This is a genomic window from Psychromonas arctica (genome assembly GCF_036697365.1).
GTDB lineage: Bacteria > Pseudomonadota > Gammaproteobacteria > Enterobacterales > Psychromonadaceae > Psychromonas > Psychromonas arctica_A.
The window spans coordinates 259,967-276,614 of sequence record NZ_JBAHZA010000005.1 but is presented as its reverse complement, the minus strand read 5'-3'; the positions used below and the strand labels follow the sequence as shown (position 1 = coordinate 276,614).

Annotated in this window: 16 protein-coding genes; 13 read left to right on the top strand and 3 right to left on the bottom strand. The window is 38.2% G+C overall.

The window, feature by feature from the left end; genetic code table 11:
• Window positions 1–789: a flagellar basal-body rod protein FlgG gene (gene flgG / locus V5290_RS08120; protein WP_290040057.1), complete on the top strand. Its 789-nt coding sequence runs from the start codon at window positions 1–3 to the stop codon at window positions 787–789.
• Window positions 790–829: 40 nt separating this feature from the next.
• Window positions 830–1,954, top strand: coding sequence for a flagellar basal body P-ring protein FlgI (locus V5290_RS08115; protein ID WP_333383838.1), 1,125 nt, complete (start codon window positions 830–832; stop codon window positions 1,952–1,954).
• Window positions 1,955–2,041: 87 nt separating this feature from the next.
• Here V5290_RS08115 and V5290_RS08110 read toward each other — a convergent pair whose 3' ends face one another.
• Window positions 2,042–3,367, bottom strand: a complete 1,326-nt coding sequence (locus V5290_RS08110) for a Na+/H+ antiporter family protein (RefSeq protein WP_333383835.1) — start codon at window positions 3,365–3,367, stop codon at window positions 2,042–2,044.
• Window positions 3,368–3,545: 178 nt separating this feature from the next.
• Here V5290_RS08110 and flgJ point away from each other — a divergent pair, with 178 nt between their 5' ends.
• The 4 genes from flgJ (at window position 3,546) to V5290_RS08090 (ending at window position 10,158) form a co-directional block, all read left to right on the top strand.
• The gene (gene flgJ, locus V5290_RS08105) at window positions 3,546–4,583 is read left to right on the top strand and encodes a flagellar assembly peptidoglycan hydrolase FlgJ (protein WP_333383833.1); all 1,038 of its coding nucleotides are present in this window, start codon (window positions 3,546–3,548) and stop codon (window positions 4,581–4,583) included.
• Window positions 4,576–6,585 carry a flagellar hook-associated protein FlgK gene (gene flgK, locus V5290_RS08100; RefSeq protein ID WP_333383830.1) on the top strand — a complete coding sequence of 670 codons (2,010 nt, stop codon included), beginning with the start codon at window positions 4,576–4,578 and terminating at the stop codon, window positions 6,583–6,585. The genes flgJ and flgK overlap by 8 nt, the downstream gene beginning before the upstream one ends.
• Before the next feature lie 67 nt (window positions 6,586–6,652).
• Window positions 6,653–8,140, top strand: a complete 1,488-nt coding sequence (gene flgL, locus V5290_RS08095) for a flagellar hook-associated protein FlgL (RefSeq protein WP_333383827.1) — start codon at window positions 6,653–6,655, stop codon at window positions 8,138–8,140.
• Between the two features lie 284 nt (window positions 8,141–8,424).
• Window positions 8,425–10,158: a flagellin gene (locus V5290_RS08090; RefSeq protein WP_333383825.1), complete on the top strand. Its 1,734-nt coding sequence runs from the start codon at window positions 8,425–8,427 to the stop codon at window positions 10,156–10,158.
• Window positions 10,159–10,295: 137 nt separating this feature from the next.
• Here V5290_RS08090 and rrtA read toward each other — a convergent pair whose 3' ends face one another.
• A complete protein-coding gene (rrtA, locus tag V5290_RS08085; RefSeq protein WP_333383822.1) occupies window positions 10,296–10,868 on the bottom strand; it encodes a rhombosortase in 573 nt (190 codons plus the stop codon).
• Window positions 10,869–10,901: 33 nt separating this feature from the next.
• Between rrtA and V5290_RS08080 the strand changes: the two genes are divergently transcribed.
• The 3 genes from V5290_RS08080 (at window position 10,902) to V5290_RS08070 (ending at window position 12,409) form a co-directional block, all read left to right on the top strand.
• Window positions 10,902–11,519 carry a tRNA-uridine aminocarboxypropyltransferase gene (locus V5290_RS08080; RefSeq protein WP_333383820.1) on the top strand — a complete coding sequence of 206 codons (618 nt, stop codon included), beginning with the start codon at window positions 10,902–10,904 and terminating at the stop codon, window positions 11,517–11,519.
• Complete coding sequence (gene arfB, locus V5290_RS08075) at window positions 11,519–11,932, top strand: alternative ribosome rescue aminoacyl-tRNA hydrolase ArfB (protein ID WP_333383817.1); 414 nt, start codon at window positions 11,519–11,521, stop codon at window positions 11,930–11,932. The genes V5290_RS08080 and arfB overlap by 1 nt, the downstream gene beginning before the upstream one ends.
• Window positions 11,933–12,109: 177 nt before the next feature.
• A complete protein-coding gene (locus tag V5290_RS08070; protein WP_333383815.1) occupies window positions 12,110–12,409 on the top strand; it encodes a hypothetical protein in 300 nt (99 codons plus the stop codon).
• A gap of 167 nt (window positions 12,410–12,576) precedes the next feature.
• On the opposite strand, the gene V5290_RS08065 is transcribed toward V5290_RS08070, so the two are convergent.
• The gene (locus tag V5290_RS08065) at window positions 12,577–13,212 is read right to left on the bottom strand and encodes a carbonic anhydrase (RefSeq protein ID WP_333383812.1); all 636 of its coding nucleotides are present in this window, start codon (window positions 13,210–13,212) and stop codon (window positions 12,577–12,579) included.
• A gap of 102 nt (window positions 13,213–13,314) precedes the next feature.
• On the opposite strand from V5290_RS08065, the gene V5290_RS08060 reads away from it, so the two are divergent.
• The 4 genes from V5290_RS08060 to ruvA all read left to right on the top strand — a co-directional run bounded on the left by V5290_RS08060 (window position 13,315) and on the right by ruvA (window position 16,635).
• Window positions 13,315–14,256, top strand: coding sequence for a LysR family transcriptional regulator (locus V5290_RS08060; RefSeq protein WP_333383809.1), 942 nt, complete (start codon window positions 13,315–13,317; stop codon window positions 14,254–14,256).
• A 195-nt stretch (window positions 14,257–14,451) separates the two neighbouring features.
• Complete coding sequence (gene ruvC, locus V5290_RS08055; RefSeq protein WP_290040044.1) at window positions 14,452–14,973, top strand: crossover junction endodeoxyribonuclease RuvC; 522 nt, start codon at window positions 14,452–14,454, stop codon at window positions 14,971–14,973.
• A 60-nt stretch (window positions 14,974–15,033) separates the two neighbouring features.
• Window positions 15,034–15,921: an EamA family transporter RarD gene (gene rarD / locus V5290_RS08050; RefSeq protein WP_333383805.1), complete on the top strand. Its 888-nt coding sequence runs from the start codon at window positions 15,034–15,036 to the stop codon at window positions 15,919–15,921.
• A gap of 90 nt (window positions 15,922–16,011) precedes the next feature.
• Entirely contained in the window at window positions 16,012–16,635 is a 624-nt protein-coding gene (ruvA, locus tag V5290_RS08045) for a Holliday junction branch migration protein RuvA (protein ID WP_290040042.1), read from the top strand.
• Window positions 16,636–16,648 lie beyond the last annotated feature (13 nt).

Genomic DNA, 16,648 nt, shown 5'->3' with positions numbered 1-16,648 from the left:
ATGCATTCCGCTTTATGGATTAGTAAAACAGGGTTAGATGCACAGCAAACTAACGTCGCCACCATTTCAAATAACTTAGCCAATGCAAGTACCGTTGGTTTTAAGAAAAGTAGAGCTATTTTTGAAGATTTACTCTACCAAAATGTTAATCAACCTGGCGCTAATGCAACGCAAGATACCAAGTTACCTTCTGGCTTGATGATTGGTTCGGGCGCAAAAGTTGTTGCTGTACAAAAGAACTTTTCACAAGGTAATGCGTTAACTACCAATAACTCATTAGATGTGATGATTGACGGTAAAGGTTTTTTTGAAATCGAAATGCCCGATGGAAGTTCTGCATTTACTCGTAATGGTCAGTTTATGCTAAATGAAGAAGGTGTGATGGTAACTCCTGGGTCTGGTTATCCTCTAGTACCGCAAGTACAAATACCCGATGATGCCCAATCCATTAGTATTGGCGCACAGGGTGAAGTATCCGTCAGTATTGCAGGTCAAGCGGCTAACCAAGTCGTTGGACAATTAAATGTAAATGCTTTTATTAATGCATCAGGCTTAGAGCCACTCGGTGAAAACTTATTTGCAGAGACTGGCGCATCTGGAGCGCCAATTGAAGGAGTACCAGGGGCCGATGGGTTAGGCTTTATTCGTCAAGGCATGTTGGAAACTTCCAATGTAAACGTGACAGAAGAGTTAGTGAACTTGATCGAAAGCCAACGTGTTTATGAAATGAACTCAAAAGTCGTTTCTGCCGTTGATGAAATGTTGTCTTACATTAGCCAACAGTTATAACGTGAATATTACTTTAATGGGTGATGTACTGGAGAGATTTATGCCATTTACTATATTGAACAACACTAAATTACTGCTCAATACCTGTCTTGTAATTTGCATCGTATTGTTTACTAGCGTCGTTGATGCAGCAAGAATTAAAGATATCGCTAGTGTGCAAGGGGTACGTAGTAACCAATTGGTTGGTTATGGTCTAGTGGTTGGTTTACCTGGAACAGGTGAAAAAAGTAGTGCTTTTACTGAGCAAGCTTTCTCTACTATGTTACGAAATTTTGGTATCAACGTCCCACCGGGTGAAACCTTAAAAATTAAAAATGTTGCTCCTGTAGCTATTACAGCGGAACTAAAACCGTTTACCAAGCCAGGTCAAACTATTGATATTACAGTATCTGCTATTGGCGAAGCTAAAAGTTTACGTGGCGGTGAATTGCTACAAACTTTCTTGAAGGGGGTTGATGGTAAAGTGTATGCATTGGCTCAAGGAAGTTTAGTGGTAGGTGGTTTAGGTGCAGAAGGTGCTGACGGATCTAAAGTCGTTATCAACACACCTACAGTAGGGCGTATTTCAAATGGTGCAATTGTTGAAAGAGAGGTGTTATCACCTTTTGGACAGGGCGATACAATTACCTTTAACTTACACAAAGCGGATTTTACTACAGCCAAAAAAATGGCTGATACTATTAATAACTTAGTGGGGCCTCATACTGCGAGCATGTTAGATGCGACGTCAGTACAAGTATTAGCGCCACGTGATGTGTCACAGCGAGTGTCATACTTATCCACTTTAGAAAACTTAGAGTTTGAACCAGCACGTTCGAGTGCAAAAATTATTGTTAATTCACGCACAGGTACAATTGTCATTGGCCAGGATGTGAAATTGTTACCAACAGCTATTACTCATGGTGGTATTAGTGTCACCATCAGTGAAAACAAAACCGTTTCTCAGCCGAATGCATTTGCTAACGGTAACACTGAAGTGATTGATAATAGCACTATTGATGTTACTCAAGCTGATAGTCGTATGTTTAGATTTGACCCAGGTGTGAACCTTAATGATCTGGTGAGAGCCGTGAATGAAGTCGGCCTTGCTCCCGGTGATTTAATGGCCATATTAGAAGCGCTTAAACAAGCAGGGGCATTAGAAGGCGAGTTAATTATTATTTAAGCTGAAGCTTTATCCGCCAAATATAGAAAAGGAAAGCTGATGCTTTCCTTTTTAACTATGGTGATAACTTACAACTTAAATAGCGAGTTATAAGGTCATTGCTGCTATCCAACCAAAGGTGATAACAGGGATATTGTAATGTAAGAAGGTTGGGATAACAGTATCTCTAATGTGGTCGTGTTGACCATCTGCATTAAGACCTGATGTTGGCCCTAATGTTGAATCAGAAGCTGGAGAACCAGCATCTCCTAGTGCCGCTGCCGTACCTACTAAGGCAATAATTGCCATCGGAGAAAAACCAAAGGCAATCGCTAATGGTACATAAATAGTCGCAATGATTGGAATCGTTGAGAATGAAGAACCTATCCCCATCGTCACTAATAAACCAATCACTAACATCAATAATGCAGCTAACGCTTTGTTATCACCAATGCCTGATGATAATGCAGATACCAACGTATCAACACTGCCAGTTGCTTTCATTACCGCAGCAAAACCGGCTGCTGCAATCATAATAAAGCCGATCATTGCCATCATGTGAACACCTTTAGTGAATACATCATGGGTTTCTTTCCAAGCAATTACGCCACCGAAAGTGAATACACTAAAACCAGCGAGTGAGCCTACAATCATAGATCCGGTAATAAGCTGTACTGTTAACGTCGCGACAATGGCAACTAATGCGACAATAATATGACGTTTGTTAAGAGTTTTAAATTCAGTTGTATTATTGGTTTCCGTTGTTTCTTGATATTCACGTGGCTTACGGTAACTAATGAAAATTGCAATTAATAAACCAGTTACCATGCCTAATGCAGGTAAGATCATTGCTGTAGGTACTTGGCTAGCGGTTACGTCTAAGCCATTATCATGCAAGTTTTTTAACAGGATATTGTTTAAGAAAATACCACCAAAACCAACAGGTAATACCATGTAAGGCGTTACTAAACCAAAGGTTAGGATACAAGCTGTTAAACGTCTATCAACACGCAAACGGTTAAATACGCCTAATAGTGGTGGAATTAGAATTGGAATAAATGCGATATGTACAGGAATAATATTTTGTGAAGAGATAGTCATTAATAAAATAACTGAAAACACACCATATTTAATAAACTGTGAAGTATTTTGAGCTTGTTGTGCATTTAATCGTTTAATAATTGCTTGCGATAAAAGATCTGTAATACCTGACTTCGAGATAGCAACAGCAAATGCTCCAAGCATCGCATAGCTTAAGGCAATAGTTGCTCCGCCACCTAAACCACTTTCAAAAGCTGAAATAGTATCAGGTAAAGATAAACCAGCGGTTAAACCGCCAACTAATGCACTCAGTGTCAGCGCAATAACAACATTAATACGCATCATGGACAGTATGAGCATGATACATACCGCCAATAAAACAGGGTTAAACATAATTATTCCTTGTGGTAGGGTCAAAAATCCGCAGGCATTCTACTCGATGCGACAACGCTTTGCTTAAAAAACTGCATCTGCTTTGATGATTAATTAGTAAATGCCACTTATTTATGAAAATTAAATAAGTGGCATTTTTTTTGCTTTATTAATATTACGGCATAAATGAGGTTGGTTAATGAGCAGTCAAACAATAACGCAAGCAAGCAATTACTTTGATTTACAAGGGTTGGAGCAGTTGCGTCAAAAAACCAAAACAAACGATAAAGAAACGATTCGAGAAGTGGCGAATCAATTCGAGTCGATGTTTGCGAGCATGCTCATTAAATCAATGCGTCAAGCAAATGAGGCCTTTGAAACAGAAAGCCCATTCAATAACCAACAAACTAAGTTTTATACAGATATGCAAGATAAGCAGCTCGCTGTTGATATTAGTCGACATGGCTCATTAGGCTTAGCTGATGCTTTAGTAAGGCAGCTTGATCCTTCTTCAATGACGCGCTTGCAATCCGTAGATCAAGATAAATTGATTATGCCTAATCAAGATAAAGCATTGGCAATGCATGATTTAAATCCGGCTCCAGCTAATATTCAATTTAATAAACCTGATCAGTTAAGAGAATTATCAATCACTAGAGTGAATGATAGTACGAGACAAAACCAGTTAAGTACTGGCGGTGGTATTGGTGAAAATATAAGCCAAAGTAAATCTAATTCGTCTATTGATTTTAGTTCACCTTCTTCATTTATAGAGTCGTTATTACCTTATGCTAAGAAAGCGGCCAAAGCCTTGGGCGTTACACCGGAAGTTTTAGTTGCTCAATCAGCGTTAGAAACAGGTTGGGGTAAGAAGATATTACAAACTTCAGATCAAGGTAGTAGCTTTAATCTCTTTAATATTAAATCTCATGGCGGTTGGCAAGGTGATAGCGTCAATAAAAGCAGCCTTGAGGTAGAAAACGGTGTAGGCATTAAACGCCGCTCTAACTTTCGTGTCTACGAAGGGCTACAAGAAAGTTTTAATGATTATACTCACTTCATTAAAAACAATAAACGCTATGAACAAGCTTTACAGCAAGGTGGTAATGCAGATCGTTATATTGAGGAGTTGCAAAATGCAGGTTATGCAACGGATCCGCAATATGCAGATAAAGTGAAAAAAATTATGAATAGCAATAGCTTTAAAGCAGTTGTTGCAGGAGATAATAATGGCTGATCTACTACAAATTGGACTGTCTGGCGTTTATACATCACAAGCTAACTTAGCAACAACCAGTCACAATATCAGTAACGTAAGCACTGAAGGTTATTCGCGTCAAAGTGTAGATGTGAGTACAACAGGTGCGCAGCGTTTAAGTTCTCACTTTATTGGCACTGGCTCAATGGTGAGCAGTATTGACCGTGCTTACGATCAATTTGCTTTTACTGAAAATATGATTAACACCACTAATCATGCTTATTACAAAGAAAAGTACACACAGGCAAATCAAATGGATAGCTTGTTATCCAATGAAAGTACCTCTGCAACTGCACCTGTTATTAATATGTTTTCATCTTTATCTAGTGTTGCTGACAATCCAAATCTATTAGAAGCGCGCACTGTATTTTTAGAAGATGCTGGCAGCATGGTGAATCAATACAACACACTTTATAAGCATCTAGATAACCAATACAAAGGGATTAATGCAGATATCGAGAACTCTGCATCGGTAATGTCAGAGCTAGCCGCGAGTATAGCTAGTTTAAATGATCAAATTGCTTCTGTCGGTGGTCCTGGAAATGGTGCCGGAGCCAATGATTTATTAGATAAACGTAACTTAGCCATCACAGAGCTAAGTAAATATGTGAATACGTCAGTGGTTGCAACCGATAATCATATGGTTAATGTTTATATTGGAAGTGGTCAAGGCTTAGTCATGGGGCAAAATGCACAACAGGTATTAGCTGTTGATGGAGACCCAGATCCTGCTCGTAAACAGTTAGCTCTTGAATTTAATGGCAAAGCTGCTGTGATTAATGGTAATCAATTGGGTGGAGAAGTTGCAGGGCTGTTTAATAGTCGTGATAACGACCTAGAAGTGGCAATGAATCAACTAGGGCAAAGTGTCATCGGTTTGACTCATGCGCTTAACGAACAGCAGAAACAAGGTCAAACATTGGATGGCCAAATTGGTCAAAATTTATTTAATGATATTAACAGTAAAGATTCAATGGAGAGTCGTGTACTGAGTCATAAAGATGATTTAGGAAAAGCGGTATTAAGTGTGCGTATTGATGATTTAACGACGTTATCACCAGATGAGTTAACGCTAAAAGTAACAGAGCACGTTCCGGGTACCTCTATCGCTTTTTCTGTTACTAATAATAGAACTGGTGAAACTAACCAAGTCGCAATCGATGACTTAGCGACTGATAATCGTTTTGATATACCAGGCGCGGGTATTAGCGTTGGCATTGACTCAATGATGACGCCATTGCAAGAGGGTAAAACATTTACCTTACGCCCAACTCGCTATGGTGCCCTAGAAGCAAGTATGCAAGAAACTAATCCTAAGAAAGTAGCTGCTGCTGAAGCTGAAGTAAAAGCATCAGGCGGAGACCTAAATACAGGCACTGCTGAATTGCGAGTTAGTGCGCTGGTGAATAAATCTCATCCTCACTACGTTAACCAAGATAATCCGTTAACTATTAGAGTTTCTGCTAATAGTAGTAACAGTATGTTGGCATATAACGTATTTGATAAAAATGGATCTCAAGTAAATACTGCTGAGTTAACTGCCCCTGTAGATCCATTAAGCGGTAAAGCGACTCTTATTGCTGGTGGCGTTGAGGTAGAACTAACCAAAGGCACTGCCTTACCGAATGATGAGTTCACCTTAGTCTTTAATGAAACGGGTGATAGTGATAACCGCAATATGTTAGCCATGACTGATTTACAAGATGCAAAAATCATGAATGGTAAGAAAGCGACTTTCCAAGATGTTTATAACGGCATGATATCTGAAGTCGGGGCAAAAACAGCGAATGCAGATGTTGCGATGCAATCAGCTTCGATTTTAAAAGACCAATCCTTTGAAAGAATTCAGTTAGTGAGTGGCGTCAATATGGATGAAGAAGCCGCTAATTTATTAAAATATCAACAATATTATAGTGCTGCGGCGCGTGTTATTACGGTAGCAAATGAAGTCTTCGAGAGTATTTTAAATGCATCTCGTTAATAATTCTTATTTGATTTTTTTAAGTGTAAGTTGGCGTCAGCCTATTCAGGGTTTATAGAGAGGTTATATGCGCGTTTCATCGCCACTATTTTTTATGCGAAATACCACTTCAATGATGGAGCAGCAAGCTTCATTGAGTGATAAAAACTTACATTTATCCAGCACCAAGCGAGTGATGAACGGTAGTGACGATCCTGTCGCCATTGCTACGATCCAGCGTTTAAAGCAGGATCTTTCAGTTGGTGAGCAATACATTAAAAACGGCGAAACAGCTAAATCAAGTAATAGTTTATCGGATACCGCATTATCACAAAGTACGCATATTATTCAGCGTGTACGAGAGTTAATGGTCAGTGGTAGTAATGGCACTATGAACGAGGGAAATCGTGAAGCAATTGCTATTGAATTAGACGGACTACGTGAAGAGTTAATGGGCGTAGCCAATACTAAAGATGGTAATAACCAATATATCTATGGTGGTTATGAGGTTGATGTCGCTCCTTTCCAAAAAAATGAATTTGGTGAGGTAGTTTACCACGGGGATAACGGTGAGCGTGAATATCGCATCGGTACTGGCGTATTGGTACAAGGTAATGATTCTGGTGCCAAGATCTTCATGGATATCCCTGAAGGTAATGGCACTTTTGTTTCTGAGTTAGGTGTGGGCAATATGGGCGGTGGCGTGATTAGTGCTGGGCATGTTGTTGATAAAGATGCTGCACGTGATTTTTTAGACCAAGATTATACTATTTCAATTAACACAAACGAAGAAGGCCCAGAGTACTCTGTTTATGGAGTGAAAGAGGAAGCTGTAAAAGGTGATGCCAAAGTTACTATTAGTAGTGTTGATTTAGAAGCTGGTGGCATTAATAGCGTTAATCCTAGTGTAAATAGCACAATGGGTATTCAGTTTACTGAAACAAGTCCTGGCAGTAAGCAGTTTAATGTGGCAATAAATGGTCAAACGGCATCGACAACTTTTGATGCAAATAATGCCGATCCACAGTTATTAGCTATTAACGGTATTACATTAGAAGTGGATGGGTTACCTGCTGATGGCGATAATTATGGGTTAACTAAATTTATTGCACCAACACCTTATGAAGAAGATCAAGCGATTGCCTTTAACGGGATTAAAACTCAAATTAAGGGCGATGTGGAAAACTTAGACTCTTTCACATTACGTCAAAGTGAAGAGAAAGATATCTTTGCTTCTATTCAAACAGCTATTGATGCACTGCGTATGCCGGGAACAGATAAAACTACTTTAGCCAAACAGAATACCGCCTTTGATATGTCTTTATTACAAATTGATGGTGCTTTGGATAAAGTATCAAATGTACAAAGTGCGGTAGGGGCAAGATTGAGAAGTATTGATAATCAATATGAATCTACATTGGATTTTAACTTAACCATCCAAACGACTTTATCCTCTCTAGAAGATTTAGATATGGCCGCAGCAATCAGTGAATATCAACAACAACACAGCATGTTAGAAGTCTCTCAGCAAACATTTGTACAATTGCAAAAATTGAGTTTATTTAATCATATGTAAAGGTTAGGCAAGACTTAAAATCGCATTAAAAAAAAGAGGCAATTGTTTGCCTCTTTTTTTTGCCTATTAATTTTAATTATTTTGTGAACTGAGCATGACTATTTAATGACTCTAAGGTATTTGTCATTAAGTTACTGAAATGTAATGGATATTTTTATTTAAAAAGTTGGCACATTAATCGCATTATTAACCGTGAGAGTAAAAATTGACGGCAAATTATAACACTTTGAGGTGTATTGCCACACTCCCTTATCGGGGTTACCAAGACATAAAAGGATTACATCATGGCTCAAGTCATTAATACGAATATAATGTCGCTGAATGCACAACGTCAGCTCAATAAAACGCAATCAATGCAAAATGAGGCAATGGAGCGTTTATCATCTGGCCTGCGTATTAACAGCGCTAAAGATGACGCAGCGGGTCTTGCGATCTCTACTGCGATGCAATCTCAGATCAAAGGTCTAACACAAGCTGTTCGTAACTCGAATGATGGTATTTCGATGGCACAAACAGCTGAGGGGGCAATGGATGAGATGACAAACATACTACAACGTATGCGTGAGTTATCTGTTCAAGCAGCCAACGATACTAACTCTGCAGAAAACAAAGCCTTCATCCAAGAAGAGGTGGATCAGCTTTACTCTGAATTAGATCGTATTGCGAATACAACACAATTTAACGGCAGCAATTTATTAGATGGTTCAAATGCCTCTACGACACTACAAATTGGTGCTAACGCAGGACAAAACTTAACTTTTTCTATTGACCCTGTAACGACCGCTGCTCTTGGTTTAGACGGCGGCGTAAATAAAGGTGACTTAAACAGTGGTCGAGTCAGTGCAAGTGCCATGGTTGATGGGCAAATTGCTATTAATGGTATCGATTTATCTGCGGTAGAAGAAGGTGGCGGTGCAGTTGAAATTGCAAAATCAGTTAATTTACAAACTGCATCAACAGGAGTAGTGGCTGATGCTTATAATATCGTTGAAGGTCGAGCTTTAGATGATAATGGTGTCGCATTATCAGGTGTCACTAATGGATTAGAATTTACTGTAGGTGATAACCAGACAGTGACTTTAGGGCCAACATCATCAATGGAAAACTTAGCAGAAACAATTAACCGTGACGTAGCTGGCTTACAGGCTAATGTCGGTGACGATGGTCAGCTTATTCTGAATAATGATACTGGTGAAACGATTATTGTTGGTGGACCAGACAGCATGCGTTCAAACGCAGGCTTGCAATCAGGTGCAACAGCTGGCGAAGATGTTCGTTACGAAGGTTATTTAGGACTAACAAGCCAATCAGGTGAGCCAATTAGTGTTGATATTGGTACAAATGGTGCTGTTGGAGATACTAAAAATATTGGTTTCATGGTCACTAATGGCGCAGCAGTAACAGGTGATTCTATTTCAGATTCAACTGCGATTACTGAAGCGGATGCATTAACGATTAATGGTGTTGAATTAGATATTAAAGGTGCATCTGCCGGTTCATTGACACTGGAAGAGAAAATTACAGGTATTAACCGATTAACTGAACAAACAGGTGTATCTGCAGTACAAGATGCTTCAGGTGGTATTTTATTTACCAATGAAACAGGTGGCGATATTACCATTGCAAGTGCGGCTAATAGTGATGCAGGTAAAACAGCTGCGTTAGCTAAATTAGGTGTAATTGATGTAGGTGGTACTGCGGTTACTGAACTTAAATTAAACGTAACGACGACAAGAAGTGCAAGTGATAGCTTAGCAAAAGTAGATAATGCCTTGGCAAGTATCTCTTCATCACGTGCAAATTTAGGTGCGATTCAAAACCGTTTAGATTCAACAATCTCTAACTTAGAGAATGTATCGCAAAATCTATCAGCTTCTAACTCACGTATTCAAGATGCAGACTTCGCAGCTGAGACATCGAATATGAGTAAAGCGCAGATCTTACAGCAAGCGGGTACTTCAATGTTGTCACAGGCAAATGCAAGTACGCAAAACGTATTGTCATTATTACAACAGTAATTGGAATAAAGAGTTCTTTGAACTCCTAAGGTAGATGAAATGAAATATCTTGGTTTTTTACTCTCATGATCTCCTCTATTTCAGTTCATTTAAAGGTAGCTTCGGCTACCTTTTTTGTTTTAGCGACTTAGCACTTATTATTTATTTACCAATTTTTGATAGCCTTGCATTAAAAAAAAGTAAATCACACCTGCAATTGCCCCGTATAAATGAGCATTAATTAAGACCGTTGCATCAATTAAAGCTTCAGTTGCCGCCGAAGGGCCAAGAATCTGTTCATAGGCTACTTTAGCAATAAAGCCTAAACCTAAAATAACTCCCCATTTATCTCTTTTTTTCAATTCATCGCAAACACCAAAAGCAAACAAACCATGTAATACGCCTGATAACCCAACATACCATTGTAATTCAGGTTCAATCCAATATAGACATAAGCTAATAAATAAACCGACAGAGATCATCATGGTCAACATCGAGTAATGTTTGAAGGTATCTAAAAATAAGGCTGTAACGACTAGCAAACCTGTACCATTCAGTAATAGGTGATAACCATTGGTATGGCAAAAGTGCGCCGTTAGTAAACGCCAGATTTGTCCCTTTGCAATGCCATTGTGATAATATGCTAACCATTGGTTACTATTATCTTGGAATAAAAACAATAGTGTACTGAGCGTCAAAATAATAGCAGTGTGGACCCATACAGTGCGCATTGAGCAAACCTTAATAGAAGATGAAACTGATAAATGACAAAACGAGCATTCTGCACTGAGTGTAATAAAGCGCTAACTGCCTGTATTTGCGATGCAATTTGTGCACTTGATAATCAACACTTTTTGCATATATTACAAGACCCCAGTGAGCAAAATAAAGCGATAGGGACGGCACGTATCTTAGACTTATCCTTATCTAAGGTAAAATTAACTGTTGCTGATACATTTGATGCTGCACAATTTGATTTAAGTAATACGTTTTTAGTGTTTCCTGATGATCAATCTGAAACGATTGATTCTTTAAAGCAAACAGCAAAGCTAAATAACGATTCACAGTTTATTCTACTCGATGGTAGCTGGAAGAAAGCGTATAAACTATTAATGACCAACCCTTTTTTACAGTCATTACCTAAGTTAACCATTAATGTTCAAGAGCAAAGTCGTTATCGCATTCGTAAATCCCCTCGAGAAGATGGGTTATCAACAGTTGAAGCAGGTTATTATTTATTATCTGAATTAGAAAATAATTACGATAAATTTTTACCTTTATTGGATGTGTTTAAACAGATGATCGACTTTCAAATTGCTAGTATGCCTGCTGAAATCTACCAACAGCACTACCTCAATAAAACAACACAGGATGACCTTTAATGCCATTAGCTATTTCCGCTGGCGTGACTATTCCAGATTGGCAATTACAATTAACCGCGATTCGTTCTCAAGGTGCAGGTGGACAAAACGTCAATAAAGTGAATTCTGCGATTCATTTACGTTTTGACATAAAAAGTTCTACGTTGCCGGATTTTTATAAACAACGTTTATTAGCATTGTCAGATCATCGTGTGACAGAAGATGGTGTCATTGTGTTGAAGTCGCAGGAGCACCGCACGCAAGAGAAAAACCGAGAAGAGGCATTGAGTCGTTTAAAAGCGATGATTTTAGAGGCTGTAAAAATTAAAAAGTCACGCAAAGCAACTAAACCTTCACGTAATGCTAAGAAACGTCGTGTTGATGAAAAAAAACGTGTTGGTACTAATAAAGCCTTACGCGGTAAAGTACTGTAAAGTATCTGGTAGTTTTTGACAAAATCAGCACTCTCATCTATTTTAGGTGAATGTTTGTATTGGTCTGTGAAGCCATATTAGGTGTCATAAAAATGCCATCGAATCTTGTTATACCAATACTATAAATAAATGGTTGGTATTAGTTTTAAAAGTTGTGATTATTAAGGAAGGGCAGTTATGTCATTAATGGGTTTTTATGCAATTCGTAACGAAGATACGGAAGAAGAGTACACGTTAGATGCTGATGACTTTATTTGGGAAGATGCAAACCAATCGGGTGAGCAATATCGCTTTATCCATGTTGAAACAGAAGACTTGCCAGAAGTGGTAGCGACTTTTGACGTTGATGCAGAAGAGTTTGTTGTGCAAATGCCAGCGGGTTATGAAGAGTTGGAAGATGGTTTATACATTAATGCAGATGAAGACGATTATGATAGTGATAGCGAGTATGGCTATGATGACGGTTATGATGATTAATCGTTTTGAATAATGGCTATTAGGTAAAAGAAGGCCAGTGCAAAGAGTGGGGAAAATACTACTTTAACACTGGCCATTGATAACTATTTATACAACAAGCCTTTGCTCAGATAAAACGTAAAATATTATCGTTTCTACGTTATGAACTAAACTAAGGTTTATTTCACTTAGCTAATTCGGAAAAAGCGACCTGTTTTTTCTTCTAAAGCACATAATTCAGAGCTTGAAAGGTCGTAACGCCAGCCGTGAAGCTTTAATGTCCCCGCTTCTACACGCTCTTTGATCCAAGGGAAAGTCATCAAGTTCGTTAATGATTGTTCAATACCCTTTTTCTCACAACAGTCGTAATGTGCTGTTTTATCCGTTAACTCAGTATCTGCTAAAATTTCATCACGAACATCTTCTAACTGCATCATCCATTTTGAAATAAAGCTTTTATCTATTTGTTTGCCTGCACCATCCATTAATGCTTTGATGCCACCACATTGTGTATGGCCTAGTACAATAATGCTTTCTACTTCTAACCCTGTTACAGCAAACTCTAATGCAGCACTGGTACCGTGATAATTATCATCAATTTCACAAGGCGGCACTAAGTTGGCCACATTTCGAATAACAAAAAGATCACCCGGCTCACAGTCTAAAATTAGCGTAGGCTCAACACGTGAATCGGAACAACTAACAATCGCTATTTTAGGGAACTGCCCTTCTTCAGACAGCTTTGACAATTGTTCTTGATGTTCTTTGTAATAACCTTGACGAAAGCGTTGGTAGCCTGCAATTAACTTATCAGTAGCTAACATTGGATTTTCCTTATAATTGACATTAAGCAGATAATAAAGGATAAATAACATTAATAAAAATTAATATATTTTATTTTTACCATAAATAAAGGTTAATGTTAAATGCGCGCTACTCTCCATCAGTTAAAAGTCTTCCGCCAAGTGGCGATATCCATGAACTACACAAAAGCAGCAGATGAGTTAGGTCTATCTCAACCAGCAGTCAGTATTCAATTAAAACAACTAGAGAATAATTTAGATATTTTTCTATTTGAGAAAATAGGTAAAACGCTATTTTTAACACCAGCAGGTAAAGAGCTAAAGGTGTTTTGTGATCAGTTGTTTATCAGTTTTGATAATATCGATATGACATTAAGTGGCTTAAAAGGGGAGTTAGCTGGTGATCTATATTTATCAGCAGTGACCAGCGCTAAGTACTTTACGCCACATCTATTGGGGGCTTTTCATAAACGTTACCCTAAAGTTAATTTTCATTTAGATATTGTTAACCGTGAGCAAATTATTAAACGCCTTCATGACAATAAAGATGACTTAGTGATCATGGGCTTAGTACCTGAAACCATGGCGTTAGCAAAACACTCTTTTGTTGATAATCCAATTATCGTGATTGCTAGTCCACAGCATCCGCTCGTGAAAAAGGAAAATATCCCATTGTCAGAATTAGCAGAGCACGCTTTTATTCACCGAGAGCAAGGGTCTGGAACACGAAAGGCCTTTGAACAAGAAATTAAAGCGAATAATGTGAAATTAAAAGTGAATATGACATTAGGTAACAGTGAAACAATTAAACAAGCAGTAATGGCAGATCTAGGTATTTCTGTGGTGTCTCGACATAGTGTCACATTAGAGCTTGCAACCGGTGTGCTTAAAGAGATAGACATTGAGGGGTTCCCTTTACAAAAAAGTTGGTCTTTAGTGCATCATGAAAGTAAACACCTATCACCTATCGCGAAAGCTTTTGTTGAGTTTGTTTTGTCGCCTGAAGAAAATGTTCCTGCATTATGTAATCGTTTTCTGGCGCATCACTTTGTCAAAAAATCTTAAGTCTATGTTTATCATTAAGTGATTGCTAAGTGTAATGATACTATTAGTAATATTTTGATTTTAAATAATAATGCTATTTGAACATGCCGCGTTAAGAGTAAATAGTTTATGATGGCCAAAATCAAATGATTTATTATTGATGTTGGTTATTTCAGGCTGTATTTTCAGAGCTAATAATAAAGGTATGGAGTCTTTTTGAGTATTATATTAGGTATCGACCCTGGGTCGCGTATTACTGGTTATGGGGTTATCGAACAAAAGGGTAGTCGTTGTAGCTATATAGCCAGTGGGTGTATTCGTACTAAAGGCGAAAGCTTAGCACCTAAACTTAATATGATTTTTGATGGTGTAGCTGAAATAATTAAACAGTATCAACCAACAGAGTTTGCTATTGAGCAAGTGTTTATGGCTAAGAACCCTGATTCAGCGCTAAAGCTGGGGCAAGCAAGAGGTGCGGCAATTGTTGCTGCCACTCAGTCTGACTTATATGTTTGCGAATACTCTGCTCGCCAGATTAAACAGGCTGTTGTGGGAACAGGTGGAGCAACAAAAGAACAAGTGCAATCAATGGTGATGCAGGTATTGAATCTGTCAGGTCGACCACAGGCAGATGCTGCCGATGGCTTAGCTGTTGCTATTTGCCACGCTCATACCGCTCAATCATTGGTGGCAATGGCAGGACAAGTAAAAAAAACGGTGCGTGGACGTTTCCGTTAATCTCCTTATATTGGTTTTATTTTCAAGGATTGAGAATAAGGCTCGGACACAATAAAACAGATGAATAAACTATCAGAGACTAAGATAGGTGTGTTATATGCGCTATCTGCTTATTTTATTTGGGGTATTGCACCACTTTATTTTAAGTATTTAGACTTCATTTCTGTCTATGAAATTTTATCGCATCGTGTAATTTGGTCTGTGGTCGTTACTGCACTATTAGTCAGTTACCTAAAAGATTGGCCGAATGTGTTATCTGTATGTCGTCAGTATAAAAGTTTATTGATGTTAGTAGTCACTTCATTATTGATCAGCTGTAATTGGTTAGTGTTTATTTGGGCAATTAATAACGGAAAAATGCTTGAAGCGAGCTTGGGCTATTTCATTAACCCTATTGTTAATGTCGTTCTAGGATTGGTGTTTCTGAGTGAACGCTTATCACGATTAAAATGGTTTGCGGTCTTCTTAGCTTTTATTGGGGTTTCGGCACAAGCATGGCAATTAGGTGAATTACCTTGGGTTTCTTTAGTATTGCCTTTCACGTTTGCTTTCTATGGCTTATTACGTAAAAAAGTAAAAGTTAAGGCTATCACTGGTTTATTTTTAGAGACGCTGGTGGTGTTGCCAATTGCTATGATTTATTTACTTACAGTTGCTCACAGTGAAACATCTAATCTGTTCAATAATGAATGGTCATTAAATGTGTTTCTGATGCTAGCAGGCGTTGTTACGGCACTGCCCTTAATATGTTTCGGACAAGCTGCGTTACGCTTGCCATTATCTACACTTGGTTTTTTCCAATATTTAGGTCCTTCATTAATGTTCATTTTGGCAGTGTTTCTATATAAAGAGCCTGTTTCATTGATTAAATTATTCACTTTTGCCTGTATATGGACTGGAATATTAGTCTTTGTTTTTGAAAATACAATCACACGATGGTTAAAATAAATTGAAACTAATACTGGATATTTACTCAGTTGTTTTTTATGCTTGTGACTATTATTACGTTGAGATCGATTGAGATAAGGTAAAGGTATTATGATTGGATTATTGCGTGGCATTTTATTAGAAAAACAACCGCCAGAAATATTGTTAGATGTGTCTGGTGTGGGTTATGAAATCCAATTACCGATGAGCTCATTTTACCCTTTACCGGCAGTAGGTGAAGAAGCGATTGTTTATACGCACTTCGTTGTGCGTGAAGATGCTCAATTGTTATACGGTTTTGCTGATAAGCATGAAAGAGCAATGTTTCGTGAGCTAATTAAAGTTAATGGTGTTGGCCCTAAATTAGCTTTAGCTATTTTATCAGGTATGTCTGCAAACCAATTTGTACAATGCATTAATAATGATGCAGTAACCACTTTGGTTAAACTTCCTGGTGTTGGCAAGAAAACAGCTGAGCGCCTAGTTGTAGAAATGAAGGATCGCCTGAAAAACTGGGGTGGCTCAGATCTATTGACACCTGAGTCAGATAAACTGTCACTTACTAATGATTTTGAGAATACGTTTGTTAGTGGTAATGCCAAAGATGAAGCTATTAGTGCATTAATTGCACTAGGTTATAAACCAGCAATTGCAGAGAAAACTGTGCAGGGTGTATATCAAGAAGGGATGGATTGTGAAGCCATCATTCGTAGTTCATTAAAGAATATGATGTAATCATAGCCCATTA

Coding starts and splice junctions, on each gene's coding strand:
- rarD (WP_333383805.1), top strand. CDS start 15,034: ATGAATAAACTATCAGAGACTAAGATAGGTGTGTTATATGCGCTATCT.
- V5290_RS08070 (WP_333383815.1), top strand. CDS start 12,110: ATGTCATTAATGGGTTTTTATGCAATTCGTAACGAAGATACGGAAGAA.
- flgK (WP_333383830.1), top strand. CDS start 4,576: ATGGCTGATCTACTACAAATTGGACTGTCTGGCGTTTATACATCACAA.
- arfB (WP_333383817.1), top strand. CDS start 11,519: ATGCCATTAGCTATTTCCGCTGGCGTGACTATTCCAGATTGGCAATTA.
- flgL (WP_333383827.1), top strand. CDS start 6,653: ATGCGCGTTTCATCGCCACTATTTTTTATGCGAAATACCACTTCAATG.
- V5290_RS08060 (WP_333383809.1), top strand. CDS start 13,315: ATGCGCGCTACTCTCCATCAGTTAAAAGTCTTCCGCCAAGTGGCGATA.
- V5290_RS08065 (WP_333383812.1), bottom strand. CDS start 13,212: ATGTTAGCTACTGATAAGTTAATTGCAGGCTACCAACGCTTTCGTCAA.
- V5290_RS08080 (WP_333383820.1), top strand. CDS start 10,902: ATGACAAAACGAGCATTCTGCACTGAGTGTAATAAAGCGCTAACTGCC.
- V5290_RS08115 (WP_333383838.1), top strand. CDS start 830: ATGCCATTTACTATATTGAACAACACTAAATTACTGCTCAATACCTGT.
- V5290_RS08110 (WP_333383835.1), bottom strand. CDS start 3,367: ATGTTTAACCCTGTTTTATTGGCGGTATGTATCATGCTCATACTGTCC.
- ruvA (WP_290040042.1), top strand. CDS start 16,012: ATGATTGGATTATTGCGTGGCATTTTATTAGAAAAACAACCGCCAGAA.
- flgJ (WP_333383833.1), top strand. CDS start 3,546: ATGAGCAGTCAAACAATAACGCAAGCAAGCAATTACTTTGATTTACAA.
- V5290_RS08090 (WP_333383825.1), top strand. CDS start 8,425: ATGGCTCAAGTCATTAATACGAATATAATGTCGCTGAATGCACAACGT.
- flgG (WP_290040057.1), top strand. CDS start 1: ATGCATTCCGCTTTATGGATTAGTAAAACAGGGTTAGATGCACAGCAA.
- rrtA (WP_333383822.1), bottom strand. CDS start 10,868: ATGCGCACTGTATGGGTCCACACTGCTATTATTTTGACGCTCAGTACA.